Source organism: Pseudonocardia xinjiangensis (assembly GCF_050948425.1).
GTDB classification, from domain to species: Bacteria; Actinomycetota; Actinomycetes; order Mycobacteriales; family Pseudonocardiaceae; genus Pseudonocardia; species Pseudonocardia xinjiangensis.
Genome location: NZ_CP192009.1, coordinates 2,289,828 through 2,304,556 on the forward strand (window position 1 = coordinate 2,289,828; position 14,729 = coordinate 2,304,556).

General features: G+C 73.2%; 13 protein-coding genes. 9 read left to right on the forward strand and 4 right to left on the reverse strand.

All coding sequences use genetic code 11. The features are described 5' to 3' along the window. The first annotated feature begins 8 nt into the window (after positions 1-8). Positions 9-1,205 (forward strand): glycosyltransferase, encoded by a 1,197-nt coding sequence (locus ACQPZA_RS10845; RefSeq protein ID WP_312859561.1) that lies wholly within the window; start codon positions 9-11, stop codon positions 1,203-1,205. 92 nt (positions 1,206-1,297) lie between these two features. Here the strand turns inward: ACQPZA_RS10845 and ACQPZA_RS10850 are convergent, their stop codons facing one another. From ACQPZA_RS10850 to ACQPZA_RS10860, 3 genes are all read right to left on the reverse strand, one after another. Then, positions 1,298-2,404 (reverse strand): glycosyltransferase family 4 protein, encoded by a 1,107-nt coding sequence (locus ACQPZA_RS10850; RefSeq protein ID WP_433280170.1) that lies wholly within the window; start codon positions 2,402-2,404, stop codon positions 1,298-1,300. Further along, entirely contained in the window at positions 2,401-3,330 is a 930-nt protein-coding gene (locus ACQPZA_RS10855; RefSeq protein ID WP_433280172.1) for an alpha/beta fold hydrolase, read from the reverse strand. Before ACQPZA_RS10855 ends, ACQPZA_RS10850 begins: the two co-directional genes overlap by 4 nt. A gap of 176 nt (positions 3,331-3,506) precedes the next feature. Next, entirely contained in the window at positions 3,507-3,638 is a 132-nt protein-coding gene (locus ACQPZA_RS10860; protein ID WP_433280174.1) for a hypothetical protein, read from the reverse strand. Positions 3,639-3,792: 154 nt separating this feature from the next. Between ACQPZA_RS10860 and dnaE the strand changes: the two genes are divergently transcribed. Together dnaE and ACQPZA_RS10870 are read left to right on the forward strand one after the other, a co-directional pair. Then, positions 3,793-7,341 carry a DNA polymerase III subunit alpha gene (gene dnaE, locus ACQPZA_RS10865; protein WP_433280176.1) on the forward strand — a complete coding sequence of 1,183 codons (3,549 nt, stop codon included), beginning with the start codon at positions 3,793-3,795 and terminating at the stop codon, positions 7,339-7,341. A gap of 103 nt (positions 7,342-7,444) precedes the next feature. Continuing rightward, on the forward strand, positions 7,445-7,777 hold the full coding sequence (locus tag ACQPZA_RS10870) for a GYD domain-containing protein (RefSeq protein WP_433280178.1): 333 nt from the start codon (positions 7,445-7,447) through the stop codon (positions 7,775-7,777). Between the two features lie 46 nt (positions 7,778-7,823). Here the strand turns inward: ACQPZA_RS10870 and ACQPZA_RS10875 are convergent, their stop codons facing one another. Continuing rightward, positions 7,824-8,687 carry a PaaX family transcriptional regulator gene (locus ACQPZA_RS10875; protein ID WP_433280180.1) on the reverse strand — a complete coding sequence of 288 codons (864 nt, stop codon included), beginning with the start codon at positions 8,685-8,687 and terminating at the stop codon, positions 7,824-7,826. 216 nt (positions 8,688-8,903) lie between these two features. Between ACQPZA_RS10875 and ACQPZA_RS10880 the strand changes: the two genes are divergently transcribed. From ACQPZA_RS10880 to ACQPZA_RS10905, 6 genes are all read left to right on the forward strand, one after another. Then, positions 8,904-10,172, forward strand: a complete 1,269-nt coding sequence (locus ACQPZA_RS10880; protein WP_433280182.1) for an adenosylmethionine--8-amino-7-oxononanoate transaminase — start codon at positions 8,904-8,906, stop codon at positions 10,170-10,172. Positions 10,173-10,309: 137 nt separating this feature from the next. After that, positions 10,310-11,317 (forward strand): GNAT family N-acetyltransferase, encoded by a 1,008-nt coding sequence (locus ACQPZA_RS10885; RefSeq protein ID WP_433280183.1) that lies wholly within the window; start codon positions 10,310-10,312, stop codon positions 11,315-11,317. Positions 11,318-11,490: 173 nt separating this feature from the next. Then, complete coding sequence (locus tag ACQPZA_RS10890; RefSeq protein WP_433280185.1) at positions 11,491-12,642, forward strand: 8-amino-7-oxononanoate synthase; 1,152 nt, start codon at positions 11,491-11,493, stop codon at positions 12,640-12,642. After that, positions 12,639-13,346 carry a dethiobiotin synthase gene (gene bioD / locus ACQPZA_RS10895; protein WP_433280187.1) on the forward strand — a complete coding sequence of 236 codons (708 nt, stop codon included), beginning with the start codon at positions 12,639-12,641 and terminating at the stop codon, positions 13,344-13,346. The genes ACQPZA_RS10890 and bioD overlap by 4 nt, the downstream gene beginning before the upstream one ends. Further along, positions 13,325-14,350, forward strand: coding sequence for a biotin synthase BioB (gene bioB, locus ACQPZA_RS10900; RefSeq protein WP_433280189.1), 1,026 nt, complete (start codon positions 13,325-13,327; stop codon positions 14,348-14,350). Before bioD ends, bioB begins: the two co-directional genes overlap by 22 nt. Beyond that, positions 14,347-14,553, forward strand: a complete 207-nt coding sequence (locus ACQPZA_RS10905) for a hypothetical protein (RefSeq protein WP_433280191.1) — start codon at positions 14,347-14,349, stop codon at positions 14,551-14,553. The genes bioB and ACQPZA_RS10905 overlap by 4 nt, the downstream gene beginning before the upstream one ends. Positions 14,554-14,729: the final 176 nt, after the last annotated feature.

Sequence of the window (14,729 nt, forward strand, 5' to 3'; positions counted from 1 at the left end):
CCCGTCCCGTGAAGCCTGCCGCCGTGAAACCACTGCGGATACTGATCGGCGCCGAGACGTACCCCCCCGACGTGAACGGGGCCGCGCGTTTCGCCGAGCGACTCGCCACCGGGCTGGCCCGCCGTGGCCACGAGGTGCACGTCGTGGCGCCGTCTCCCACCGGCCCCCGCACCCGCGACACCAGGGACGGCGTCACCGTCCACGGGGTCCGCTCCCACCGCTACTTCATGCACTCCGGCTTCCAGGTCTGCATGCCGTGGGAGGCCGGCCCGGACACCGCCGCCCTCATGGAGGAGATCGACCCCGACGTCGTCCACACCCAGGCGCACATGGTGGTCGGCCGCGGCGTCGTGAAGGCCGCGCACCGCGACGGGCGACCGCTCGTGGCCACCAACCACCTCATGCCCGAGAACCTCGTCGCCTACTCGCCGATCCCCCGGGCCCTGCGGCGGGCCTTCGCGACGGTGGCGTGGAAGGACCTCGGCAACGTCTTCGGCCGGGCCACCGTCGTCACCGCGCCCACCCCCCGCGCGGTGGAGCTGCTCGTGCGCCACGCCGGGCTCGTCGACGCGATCCCCGTGTCCTGCGGCATCGACGCCGACCGCTACCGCGCCACCCCGCAGGCCCCCGGCGCCGTCCCGACCGTCCTGTTCGTCGGGCGGCTCGACCAGGAGAAGCGCGTGGACGAGCTGATCAGGGCATTCGCCGCGCTGCCGCCGGAACTGCCGGCGCGGCTGGAGATCATCGGTGACGGTGCCCGCCGTGAGGAGTGGACGGCGCTGGCCGACGGTCTCGGGCTCGCCGAGCGCGTGCGGTTCCGCGGGTTCGTCGCCGAGCAGGAACTGCTCGACGCCTACGCCGGTGCCGCGGTGTTCTGCATGCCGGGGGTGGCCGAGCTGCAGAGCCTCGTCACGCTGGAGTCGATGGCCGCGGGCCTCCCGGTGGTCGCCGCCGACGCGATGGCGCTGCCCCACCTCGTGCGCCCCGGCCGCAACGGCTGGCTGTACCCGCCGGGCGACGTCCCCGAGCTCACCACCCGCCTCGCCGCGCTGCTCGCCGACCCCGCCCTGCGCCGCCGGATGGGGGCGGCCAGCCGGGACCTCGTCGCCGAGCACGCCATCGACGCCACCCTGAGCACGTTCGAGGGGATCTACGAGCGCGCGCTGGGCCGCGACGACCGCGTGCAGGTGACGAGAGCGGCCTGACGGCCTCACAGGTTCAGGAAAGCCACTTTCCCGCCCTCTGCGGGCAGGAAAGTGGCTTTCCTGAACGTCGGGGTGCGCTGCGCGGGGGCGGGTCAGTGGGGGTGCGTCCGAGCCGCGGCTACGCGTTCCAGCAGGGCCAGCAGCACCCGGGCCGAGTTCTCCCAGCTGTAGTGCGCGGCCCGGGCCCGGGCCGCCACCGAGCGCTCCTCCCAGCAGCCGGGCTCGCCGAGCTCCCGGACGGCGCGGACGAAGCCGCCCACGTCGCCCGCGGTGACGTAGGCCCCGGCGTCCCCGCCCACCTCGCGGAACACCGGGATGTCGGTGACGACCACGGGAGTTCCCAGTGCCATCGCCTCCACCAGCGGGATGCCGAACCCCTCGTCCCGCGACGCCGAGACCAGCGCCGTCGCGCCGCGCAGCACCTCGCGGTAGGTCTCGTCGCTCGCGCCGTCGTGGAACACCAGGCGTCCGCCCGGGGCCAGCGCGGTGAGCCGCGCCCGCTCCTCGGGGGAGATCCGGCTCATGAGGTGCAGCTCGTGGTCGGGCAGTGCCGGCATCGCGCTCGCGAGCGTCCCCACGTCCTTGTAGGGCATGAACGAGCCCATGTAGACGAGCGCGCCGGTGCGCGGTGCCCGCGGGAGGTCGGGGCCGAGGTCGGGGGCGTTCGGGACGACGGTCACCGGGCGCCGGGTCAGGCGGTGCTCCGCGATCTGCGCGGCCGTGGCCGCCGAGACGGTGACCACCGCGTCGGCCCGGTTCAGCAGGAGCCGCTGCGGCCACCACGCGAGGTGGTAGAGCCGCCACAGCAGCCGGATCGGGGCCGCGAACTGCGGCGGCGGGGTGCGGTTGCGGTAGTAGATGAGGTCGTGCAGCGTCAGCACGAGGCCGTAGTCGCGCCCCCAGCTGCCCATCGTCTGCATCGGGGAGAACACCACGTCCGGCTTGAGGCGCCGCACCTGCCGGGCCACCAGCGGCTCACGCGGGCCGGTGGGGCTGCTGACCAGGTGCCAGGGCAGGCCGGACGGCAGGTGCGCGAGCTGGCGCCGGTCGCTCACCAGCAGCTCGATGCTGGGGCCCGCCGCGCTGCCGCTCCGTTCGGCCTGCAGGTGGGCCAGCCCGGCCGCCAGCCCCGCCGTGTAGCGGCTGATGCCGTCGTGCCGGTCGATCCGGACGTACCGGCAGTCGACGAGAATCCTCACGGGACCGGCAGCGCGGTGAGGAACGCCGACATCGCGGCGGCCACCGCGGCGGGTGCCTCGTAGTGGGCGAGGTGACCGGTGCCCGGAACCATCGCCAGCCGCGCGTCCGGGAACCGTCCGGCCAGTGCGCGCTGCGCGGCGGGCGGTGCGATGTCGTCGCGCTCGGCGGCCACCAGCAACGTCGGCACCGCGATGCCGGCCGCGAACTCACCGACGTCGTGGCCCACCGAGGCGTGGAAGGCCTGCAGCAACGTCGCGCGGTCGGCGAACGTGCTGAAGTACCGGTCGTGCTCGGCGTGGATCCAGCGGCGCAGGCCGGGATCCCTCGTGGTGGCCATCGCCGTACTGGCCACCCGCGTCATCAGCCGGTGGCGCAGCAGCGCGGTGCCCGCGCGCTCGGGCAGGGCGGCGGCGAGGCGGTGGTAGAGCACCGTGAGCCGCGTGACCACCACCCGCGGCCCGGCCAGAGCGGACGCCGCGATCGGGTTGACGAGCACGAGGCCCCGCACCCGCGGCGCGGGGAGACTCCCGGCCGCCGACGGTGCCGGACGGCCGAGTGCCGCGGCGGCCACGATCGAGCCGAAGGAGTGGCCGGCGAGCACCACGTCCCCCGCCGGTGCGACGGCGGCGAGCAGGTCGCGCGTCCAGGCCGCGTAACCGGCGACGTCGTGGGCGTCGCCGGGGAGCGGTGAGGACTGCCCGAACCCGGGCAGGTCCGGCACCACCACCCGCGCACCCGTCAGGTGCGCCACGATCGGCTCCAGCCCGTGGTGGTCACCGCGCAGGCCGTGCAGGAGGACGACGCGGTGCGGTGCGTCGTCGGCGCCGTAGACCCAGAACCGGGTGCGGCCGCCGCGCAGCTCCACCTCGTCCTCCCGTACGGGAACGCGCGCGATCGCCGCCGCGTACGGGGAGGGCTCGCTCATCGCGGCGAGTCTAGGGCGGCCCCCGCCCCGTCCCCTGCCCGCCCGCGAGTCGCCCGGATCCGACCCGCGAGTCGCCCGGATCGGGCCCGCGAGTCGCCCGGATCCGACCCGCGAGTCGCCCGGATCCCGTGCGCGAGTCGCCCGGATCAGGCCTGCGAGTCGCCCGGGCCAGGCGCTCAGGTGCTGGCCCTGGCCCTGGCGCCGGCTCCGCGTGGCCGGGGTGGGCGCGTGTGGGCCGTCCCGGCGGCCACGCTGCGCAGCGCCGCCGCGCCGGCCGGTGAGAGGGCGGGCAGCGCGGTGCGGGCCACCGCACGGGCACGGAAACTTGTCGGGGGCCGGGGTTAGCCTGTGTCCATCCCAGCGGCCGAGGTGCCGGTGCCGTCCCCAGGACGGCCGGCGCGGCGACCGCATCGATTCCAGCGCTGCCCCGGCGGCCGCGCCAGAAGGGAGCTCACCACCCCGATGGCCGGTCCCAGCCGCGGCGACAGCTTCGTCCACCTCCATACGCACACCGAGTTCTCCATGCTCGACGGAGCGGCCCGGCTGGACGACCTGTTCACCGAGGCCGCGCGCATGGGGATGCCGGCGCTGGCGATGACCGACCACGGCAACGTCTACGGCGCCTACGAGTTCTGGCGCAAGGCCAAGGCCCACGGGGTCAAGCCGATCATCGGCATGGAGGGCTACCTCTCGCCGGGCAGCCGCCACGAGCGCAAGCGCGCCACCCTCGGCGGCCAGACGGTCAGCGACGACAACCCGGGTGAGATGTACACCCACATGACGCTGCTGGCGGAGAACACGGAGGGGATGCACAACCTCTTCCGGCTCTCCAGCCTCGCGTCGCTCGAGGGCTACTACTACAAGCCCCGCATGGACCGCGAGCTGCTGGAGACCTACGGCAAGGGGATCATCGCCACCACCGGCTGCCCGTCGGGCGAGGTCCAGCGGCTGCTGCAGCGGGGCAAGTTCGACGCCGCCTGCCAGGCGGCGAGCGACTACCGCGACATCTTCGGCAAGGACAACTTCTTCTGCGAGCTGCTCGACCACGGCATCGCGATCGAGCGCCAGGTCCGCGACGCGCTCTACGACCTCAAGAAGAAGCTCGACCTGCCGGGCCTCGCCACCAACGACCTGCACTACACCTATGCCGAGGACGCCAAGCCGCACGAGGTGCTGCTCTGCGTGCAGACCGGCAAGACGCTCGCCGACCCCGGCCGCTTCAAGTTCGACGCGTCCGACTTCTACCTCAAGTCACCGGCCGAGATGCGGGCCCAGTGGGATCCGGTGTTCCCCGAGGCCTGCGACAACACGCTGCTCGTCGCCGAGCGGGTCGATGTCGGTTTCACCGAGGGCCAGGACCTCATGCCGCGCGCGCCCGTCCCCGCCGGGGAGACGGAGGAGAGCTGGCTGATCAAGGAGGTCGAGCGCGGGCTGCACATGCGGTTCCCCCACGGGATCACCGAGCGGTACCGCAAGCAGGCCGACTACGAGGTCGGGATCATCATCCAGATGGGGTTCCCCGGCTACTTCCTCGTGGTCGCCGACCTCATCCAGCACGCCAAGTCGGTCGGCATCCGGTGCGGTCCCGGTCGCGGTTCCGCGGCGGGCTCGCTGGTCGCCTACGTCCTGGGCATCACTGACCTCGACCCGATCGAGCACAAGCTGATCTTCGAGCGGTTCCTCAACCCCGAGCGCATCTCGATGCCCGACATCGACATGGACTTCGACGAGCGCAGGCGTGGCGAGATGATCCGCTACACCACGGAGAAGTACGGCGAGGACCGCATCGCGCAGATCATCACGTACTCCACGATCAAGGCGAAGGCCGCGATCAAGGACTCAGCGCGTGTGCTGTTCGGTCAGCCCGGCTACGCGGTGGCCGACCGCATCACCAAGGCGATGCCCCCGGCGATCATGGGCAAGGACATCCCGCTCTCGGGTGTGTTCGACCCCGCCCACAAGCGCTACTCCGAAGCCACGGAGGTGCGGGCGCTCTACGAGACCGACCCGCAGGTCAAGGAGATCATCGACACCGCCCGTGGCCTGGAGGGCCTCAAACGGCAGTGGGGCGTGCACGCGGCCGGCGTGATCATGTCGAGCAAGCCGCTGATCGACGTCATCCCGATCCAGCGCCGCGACTCCGACGGCGCCATCATCACGCAGTTCGACATGGGCGCCTGCGAGACGCTCGGGCTGCTGAAGATGGACTTCCTGGGGCTGCGCAACCTCACGATCATCGACGACGCGGTGGAGAACATCGAGCGGAACGGCAAGCCGAAGCTCGAGATCGAGAGCGTCCCGCTCGACGACCGGACGACCTACGAACTGCTCGCCCGCGGCGACACTCTCGGGGTCTTCCAGCTCGACGGTGGCCCGATGCGCGACCTGCTGCGCCGCATGGCCCCCACGGAGTTCGACGACATCTCCGCCGTCGGCGCCCTGTACCGGCCCGGTCCGATGGGCGCCAACGCGCACAACGACTACGCCGACCGCAAGAACAAGCGCCAAGAGGTCACGCCGATCCACCCGGAGCTGGCGGAGCCCCTGAAGGAGATCCTCGGCGAGACCTACGGCCTGATCGTGTACCAGGAGCAGGTCATGGCGATCGCGCAGAAGCTCGCCGGCTACACGCTCGGCAAGGCCGACCTGCTGCGCCGTGCGATGGGCAAGAAGAAGAAGGAGATCCTCGACAAGGAGTACGCGGGCTTCGCCCAGGGCATGAAGGACCACGGCTACTCCGAGGCCGCGGTCAAGACGCTCTGGGACATCCTGCTCCCGTTCTCCGACTACGCGTTCAACCGCGCCCACTCCGCCGCGTACGGCCTGGTCTCCTACTGGACCGCCTACCTCAAGGCCAACTACCCGGCCGAGTACATGGCCGCGGTGCTCACCTCGGTCCGCGACGACAAGGACAAGGCCGCGGTCTACCTGGCCGAATGCCGCCGGATGGGCATCACGGTGCTCGCGCCCGACGTCAACGACTCGGTGCGCAACTTCGCCCCGGTCGGGGGCGACATCCGCTTCGGCCTCGGCGGCATCCGCAACGTCGGCGTCAACGTCGTCGACGCGATCGTCGCGGCGCGCACGGAGAAGGGCGCGTTCACCGACTTCTCCGACTTCCTCCGCAAGGTCGACGCGGTGGTCTGCAACAAGAAGGTCATCGAGTCGCTGATCAAGGCGGGCGCGTTCGACTCGCTCGGCCACCCGCGCAAGGGCCTGCTGCTCGTGCACGCCGACGCGATCGACGCGGTGATGAGCACGAAGAAGGCCGCGTCGATGGGCCAGTTCGACCTGTTCGGCTCCATGGACGGCTCGGGCCCGTCCGAGCTCGACTCCGTGTTCGACGTGAAGGTGCCCACCGACGAGTGGGACACCAAGCACAAGCTCGCCGTCGAGCGGGAGATGCTCGGGCTGTACGTGTCGGGCCACCCGCTCCACGGGGTGGAGCAGATGCTCACGGCCAGGTCCGACACGGCGATCTCCGCCATCCTCGAAGGCACCGTGCCCGACGGCCGGCAGGTCACCATCGGCGGCATCCTCGCCAACGTGAACCGCCGGGTGAACAAGAACGGCGAGCCGTGGGCGTCGGCCCAGCTGGAGGACCTGGCGGGCGGCATCGAGGTGTTGTTCTTCCCGCGCTGCTACCAGGTGGTCGGTGTCGACGTCGCCGAGGACGCGATCGTGCTGGTCAAGGCCAGGGTCAACCGGCGCGACGACCGCGTCTCACTCATCGTGAACGACCTGGCGGTGCCCGACCTGACCCCGGCGAGCGGCGGCACGGGCGCCCCGGTGAAGGTCAGCATGCGCACCGAGCTGTGCACCCCGCAGCGGGTGTCGAAGCTGAAGGACGTCCTGCGCAACCACCCGGGCACCTCGGAGGTGCATCTCGCGCTGGTCAACGGCAGCGGCACCCCCAAGGTGTTCCGGCTCGACCAGGCGTTCACGGTCACGCGGTCGCCGTCGCTGCTGGGCGACCTCCAGGGCCTGCTCGGCCCCGGCTGCCTGGGCTGACGGGCCACCACGCCCGCCGGCGACCACACCGACCCCTCCGAGGGATGACACCGCAGGTCGCAGGTGGTGCACTGGCTGACCCATCGCTGTCGGGAGGGTCGCCATGGCCGCCTACGCCATCTTCTTCAGCTACACACCGCAGGCCTGGGCGCGCATGATGGTCAAGGCGGATGACCGGGCCGCGGCCGCCCGGGCCATGATCGAGAGCGCGGGCGGCACCCTCGAGTGCCTGTACTACATGCTCGGTGACCGTGACGGCTTCGCCGTGGTGCACGTGCCGAGCAACGAGGACGTGGCGGCGCTGTCCATCGCCATCGCCGGCAGCGGTGCCTTCACCCACGTCGAGAGCCGGGCCCTCGTGGCGCCGCAGGACCTGGCCGGGGTGCTCGAGAAGGCCGCCGCGGCGCGCGGCGCCTACACCCCGCCGGGGGAGTAGCTCTAGGAGCGCGCTGAACAGCTCCGCTCTTCAGCACCCTCCTGGCTCAGGTGGCGGTGGCCACCAGCCGGAGCCAGTGAGCCTGGGCGCCCTGGTCCCACCGGGCGTGCAGCGTGTCGAACAGCTCGGCCGCACGGGCCCCGGCCCAGCCGGCGGGCAGCAGCTCGCCGGGCAGCTTCGGGTCGAGGAACGGGAAGCGCCGCCACGCGTGCACGAGGTGGATCTGGTGGGTGAGCACGTCCAGCGGGTCGCTCGGCTCCGCGCAAGAGAACGCGTCGAGGAACTCCTCGTACGCGGCCTCCACCTCGGAGAGGTTCCAGGCCTGCTCGACCACCTGCCGCTCGGCGCCGATCACCCCGAACGGCCCGACGAAGGAGCTGGTCACGCCCGTGAGCTCGAGGTCGGCGACCACGTCGGCCACCTCGTCCTGCTTGGTCGGGTCAGGGGTGAGCCACACCCCCGGCGCGGGGGAGCCCAGCCCGGCCCAGGCCAGGCGGGTGCGCAGGCGGTGCCGGAGCTGGCGGCGCGCCTCCGGCACGCTGATGAGCAGCACCAGCCACCGGCCGTCCCACTGCCCCGCCTCGGCGCCGAACCCGTAGATGCGGGCGGCGCCGTCCGAGAGCAGCCGGCGGCCCTGGTCGCTGAGCGCCCACCGCACGCGGCGTCCGGCCCGGTCGGACACGAGCAGGCCCTCGGCCGCGGTGCGGGCCAGCGCCTGGCGGGCCGACTTGGACTCCACCCCGAGGCCGCCGAGCACGTCGATGAGCACCTGCGTCCACACGGCGTCGGTGCGTGGCAGCACGAACTCCCCGAGCACGGTGAGAAGCAGGGAGCGTGCGCTCGTGGCTCCGAGCTCGCGGCGTCGGGACAGCGCGGGGTGCACGGTCGCGGGCTCGGCGGCGGTGGACATGACCCGGCACCTTAGCCGGACCTGCGACGACGTGAGCCGAGTGTCGAGGAAACGAGGTCGTCTTACCTGCCTCCGGCGCCCAGGCGGCGCCTTGCGGCGTTGTCGTCGGCGCCGATACAACAGCGGTATCGGCGCCTCCTCCGCCTTGCGATCCATCCGTCTGGACACCGGATTCGGGCAAGGAACCTCGTTTCCGCGACACTAGGCTCCCTCGTCGTGACGACCGAGGACCTGCTCGCCGCCGACAGCGCGCACGTGTGGCACCCCTATGCGCCGATGCCCGCGACAGCCACGCCGCTCGTGGTCGAGTCGGCCGCGGGGGTCCGGCTGCGGCTGGCCGACGGCCGGGAACTGGTCGACGGGATGTCGTCGTGGTGGGCCGCGATCCACGGCTACGCCCATCCGGTACTCGACGCCGCCGTGCGTGACCAGCTCGGCTCCATGAGTCACGTGATGTTCGGTGGCCTCACCCACGGGCCTGCCGTCGACCTCGCGCGGCTGCTCGTCGACATCAGCCCGGCCGGGCTGGAGCACGTCTTCCTCGCCGACTCGGGCTCGGTGTCGGTGGAGGTCGCGATCAAGATGTGCCTGCAGTACTGGCGCTCCCGGGGGCGCCCGGGTAAGCACCGGCTGCTGACGTGGCGCGGCGGGTACCACGGCGACACCTTCGGGGCGATGAGCGTCTGTGACCCCGACGGCGGCATGCACACGCTGTGGCGTGACGTGCTGCCCCGGCAGGTCTTCGCGGGACCGCCCCCCGTCGCCTTCGAGCAGGCCTACGTCGCCGAGCTGGCCGACCTCGTGGAGCGCCACGCCGACGAGCTGGCGGCCGTGATCGTCGAGCCCGTGGTGCAGGGCGCTGGCGGTATGCGGTTCCACGACCCGCGCTACCTGCACGTGCTGCGCGAGCTGTGCCTCACCCACGACGTGCTGCTGGTGTTCGACGAGATCGCCACCGGTTTCGGCCGGACCGGCGAGCTGTTCGCCGCCGACCACGCCGGCATCGCCCCCGACGTGATGTGCGTGGGGAAGGCCCTGACCGGCGGTTACCTGACGATGGCGGCCGCGCTGTGCAGCGGTGAGGTCGCGCGCGGGATCACGGAGGGCGAGGCGGGCGTGCTCATGCACGGCCCGACGTTCATGGGCAACCCGCTCGCCGCGGCGGTGGCGGCGGCGTCGACCCGGCTGCTGGTGAGCGGGGACTGGCGGGCCCGCGTCCGCGGGATCGAGTCGGCCCTGCGCAGCGGCCTGGCCCCGGCGCGGCAGCTTCGCGGCGTCGTCGACGTCCGGGTGCTGGGCGCGATCGGCGTGGTCCAGCTCGACCGCGAGGTGGACATGGCCGCGGCGACGGCAGCGGCCGTCGACGCCGGGGTGTGGTTGCGGCCCTTCCGTGACCTCGTCTACACGATGCCGCCCTACGTCTGCGAGCCGGCGGACCTCGCGGTCATCAGCGCCGCGGTGGTGGCCGCGGCCGCCGCGGCCTGACCCACCCCCGCGAGTCGCCCGTCCCCACCCCGCGAGTCGCCCCATTTCCGCGCGCGAGTCGCCCTGTTCGAGCGCGCGAGTCGCCCGTCCGGCAAACCGTGTGCGGACCGTGGCCGGGATGTCCTAGCGTCGCCGCCGTGACCTTGCCCGTCCTTCCGTCGACGCTGCGGTCCAGACTGCACGGCCGTCCGATGCGCCCCGACGACGCGGGTCGGTGGGCAGATCTGCTCGCCGCGATCGAGGACGCCGACCAGCGCGGCGAGCACTACGACGCCGCCGACTGCGCCGAGGAGCTCGCCGATCCCGAGCTCGACGTCGAGCGCGAGACCGTCCTGCTGCTCGATGGACCGGCGGGTGCCGACGCCAGGGCGGTCGCCTACCAGGTGCTGCGGTCGCGCAGTGGGCGCGCGGAGGGCCCGTCCCTGATCTCGGACGCCGGTGTCCATCCCGCCTACCGGCGCCGGGGGATCGGGAACGCGCTGCTGGCCGCGGCGCGGGAACGGGCAACCGAGCTCGGTGCGACCCTGCGTATGCGGGTGCCCGAGTCGAATACGGGTGCGGTCGCGCTGGCCGAGGCCGCCGGGATGGTGCCCCTGCGGTGGTGGTCGGAGCTCGATCGCACCCTCACCGAGCCGATCGTGGCTGTTCCGGCCCCGGCCGGCCTGGCCGTCTCGTCGCTGGGCCTCGACTACGACGCGGCGCGCTGGGACGGGCCGCTGCGGACCGCGCACAACAGCGCCTTCGCCGACCACTGGGGCTCCGCGCCGGTCAGCGCCGAGGGCTGGGCGCACTCGCGCACCGGGAGCCGGGCTTTCCGCCCAGCCTGCTCGGCGGTCGCGACGACGGCGGACGGTGGGATCGCGGGCTACGTGCTCAGCTACGAGTACGACGCCGACACGGCGCGCACGGGCAGGCGTGACCTCTACGTCGCCACGGTCGGCACCGTCGCGGCGCACCGGCGGAGAGGGGTCGCGGCCGCGCTGCTCGCGCACGTGCTGCGGACGGCCCGTGACTGCGGCTACGACACCTCGTCGCTCACCGTGGATGCCCAGAACCCGACCGGCGCCCTGGGCGTCTACGACCGGGCGGGCTACCGGTTGAGACGCCGCGAGATCACCTTCGCTCTCACCTCGCCCCGCCCCTGATCCCGCCGCCCGGGCGACTCGCGCGCGGAATCCGGGCGACTCGCCGGCGGGTTCCGGGCGACTCGCGCGCCGAATCCGGGCGACTCGCGGGGGGTGGATCCGGACCTGCGCGCACAGAGGGCCCCAGACCACCGTCCCGCCCGCCCGCAGCCCGGTCGCTACCGTGGGCGCCCGTGCCTCCCTTCCCACCGTCGCACCCGTTGGCCTGGCTCGATCCGCACGCCGCCGGCCGGCGGGAGGCCGGGCTCCGCCGGGAACTGCGCCCGCGTGGCGTCGCCGACGGCCTGCTCGACCTCGCCGGCAACGACTACCTCGGGCTCACCGGCGACCCGCGGGTGGTCGAGGGGGCCGTGAGCGCGGTACGGACGTGGGGGGCGGGCTCGACCGGGTCCCGTCTGGTCACCGGCACCACGGCGCTGCACGCCGAGCTGGAACGCGAGCTCGCGGACTTCTGCGGGGCCCAGTCCTGCCTCGTGTTCTCCTCCGGCTACGCCGCGAACCTCGGGGTGGTGACGGCGCTGTCGGGTCCGGGCGCGCTGATCGTCTCCGACGCCGCGAACCACGCCTCGCTCGTGGACGCCTGCCGGCTGTCGCGCGCCCGCATCGCGGTCGTCCCGCGCGACGATCCCGCCGCCGTCGACGCGGTGCTCGCGGCCCGGACCGAGCCGCGGGCGCTCGTCGTCACCGAGAGCGTCAACAGCGTCGACGGCGGGCTCGCCCCGGTCCGGGAGCTGCATGGCGTCTGCCGGGAACGGGGCGCCCTGCTCGTGGTGGACGAGGCACACGGACTCGGCGTGGTCGGTCCCGGCGGCCGGGGGCTGCTCACCGGCGTCGGCCTGGCCGGAGCGGACGACGTGGTCGTCACCGTGACGCTGTCGAAGGCGCTGGGCAGCCAGGGTGGCGCTGTGCTCGGGCCGGCCGCGGTCACCGAGCACCTGGTGGACACGGCCCGCTCGTTCATCTTCGACACCGGCCTCGCGCCCGCGTCCGTCGGTGCCGCGCTGGCGGCGGTAAAGGTGCTGCGGGCCGAACCGGACCGGCCGCTCGCCGTGCTGCGGGCCGCAGCGGAGCTGGCCGCGGCAGCAGGGGTGCCCGCACCCCCGTCGGCGGTGGTGTCGGTGGTGCTCGGAGACCCAGAGCGGGCGGTCGGCGCCGCGCGCGCCTGCGCCGCCCGCGGGGTGCGGGTCGGCTGCTTCCGCCCGCCGTCGGTGCCGGAGGGGACGAGCCGGTTGCGGTTGACGGCCAGGGCGACCCTCACCGCGGAGGACACCGCGCTGGTCCGCGCCGTCCTGGCCGAGGTGCTGGCTCCGGCGGCGGCCCGATGACCGGCGGACAGGTCCTCGTCGTCAGTGGGACGGGAACCGGGGTCGGCAAGACCGTCGTCACCGCGGCGGTGGCCGCGCTCGCCCGCGCCCGCGGGGAGCGGGTGGCCGTGCTGAAGCCGGCCCAGACCGGCGTCGGGCCCGACGAGCCGGGGGACCTCGCCGACGTGGTCCGGCTCGTCCCCGGCATCACGCCCCGCGAGCTGGCGCGCTATCCCGACCCCCTCGCGCCCGCCACGGCCGCCCGCCGGGCCGGCGCTGCGCCCGTCACGCCGAAGGAGGCTGCCGAGGCGGCGCGGGAGCTGGCCGCCGGCCACGATCTCGTGCTCGTGGAGGGTGCGGGCGGGCTGCTGGTCAGGTTCGACGACGACGGCGGCACGCTCGCCGACACCGCCGCCGCGCTCGACGTCCCGGTGCTGGTGGTGGCCACCGCGGGTCTCGGCACGCTCAACCACACCGCGCTCACCGTCGAGGCGCTGCGGGCCCGCGGCCTGACCTGCCCGGGGGTGGTGGTCGGGGCCTGGCCCGCCGACCCCGACCTGGCCGCCGTCTGCAACCTGGTCGATCTCCCCGCCGTCACCGGGGTGCCGCTCCTCGGCGCGATGCCCGACGGTGCGGGCGCGCTACCGGCAGAGGAGTTCGCGGTCGCCGCCCGCCACGGGCTGGCCGCGGCGCTGGGTGGCGAATGGCAGACTGCACACCCGTGACGACGACCGAGACCGGCATCCTGGCCACCGCGCGCACGCAGGTGCTGGAGGAGGGCATCGGCCTGTCCGAGGCGCAGGTCCTCGACGTGCTGCGGCTGCCCGACGACGCGCTCGACGACCTCCTCGAACTCGCCCACCAGGTGCGGATGCGGTGGTGCGGCCCGGAGGTGGAGGTCGAGGGGATCATCTCGCTCAAGACGGGCGGCTGCCCCGAGGACTGCCACTTCTGCTCCCAGTCGGGACTGTTCGACTCACCGGTGCGCTCGGCGTGGCTCGACGTCCCGTCGCTCGTCGAGGCGGCCAAGCAGACCGCCAAGACGGGTGCCACGGAGTTCTGCATCGTCGCGGCCGTCCGCGGTCCGGACGCCCGGCTGATGGCGCAGGTCGCGGCGGGTATCGCGGCGATCAAGGACGAGATCGACATCAACATCGCCTGCTCGCTGGGGATGCTCACCCCCGAGCAGGTCGACGAGCTCGCCGCGATGGGCGTCCACCGCTACAACCACAACCTCGAGACCGCGCGCTCGCACTTCCCGAACGTCGTCACCACGCACTCGTGGGAGGAGCGCTGGGAGACGCTGCGACTCGTGCGCGAGGCCGGCATGGAGGTGTGCTGCGGCGGGATCCTCGGCATGGGGGAGAGCCTGGAACAGCGCGCGGAGTTCTCGGCGCAGCTCGCGGCGCTGACCCCCGACGAGGTGCCGCTCAACTTCCTCAACCCGCGCCCCGGCACCCCGTTCGGCGATCTCGAGCCGATGGCCGGGCCGGACGCCCTGCGTACGGTCGCGGCGTTCCGGCTGGCGTTGCCGCGCACGGTGCTCCGGTTCGCCGGAGGCCGGGAGATCACCCTCGGCGACCTCGGCGCGCGCAAGGGGCTGCTCGGCGGGATCAACGCGGTGATCGTCGGCAACTACCTGACCACGCTCGGACGCCCTGCCGAGTCCGACATCGACCTGCTCGGCGAGCTCCAGATGCCGATCAAGGCCCTGAACGAGACGCTGTGACGGCCCCGGTGTTCTGCGACCAGTGCGGCGAGCCGTCCGACGAGGGCGACCACCCGCGCTGCGCGGGCCGCCGTGAGCTCGAGCCACCGCGGTTCTGCCCCGACTGCGCCCGCCGCATGGTGGTGCAGGTGACGCCCATCGGCTGGACCGCGCGCTGCAGCCGCCACGGCGAGCGCCGCAGCGCCGACCCTCTCCACGCCTGACTCCGCCGATGCCCGGTGGAGCGATCTGACGCGCTCGACGTCAGGACCAGGTGAGCCTTGCGGGGGATTTCGGCGGTTTCGGGCGGCCTGTGGACGTAGCCAGGCCACGATGCGGTACCGAATTCGGTTGATCATGACAGGACCCTACGGACACCGGACGCGTTGTCGTCCATGCT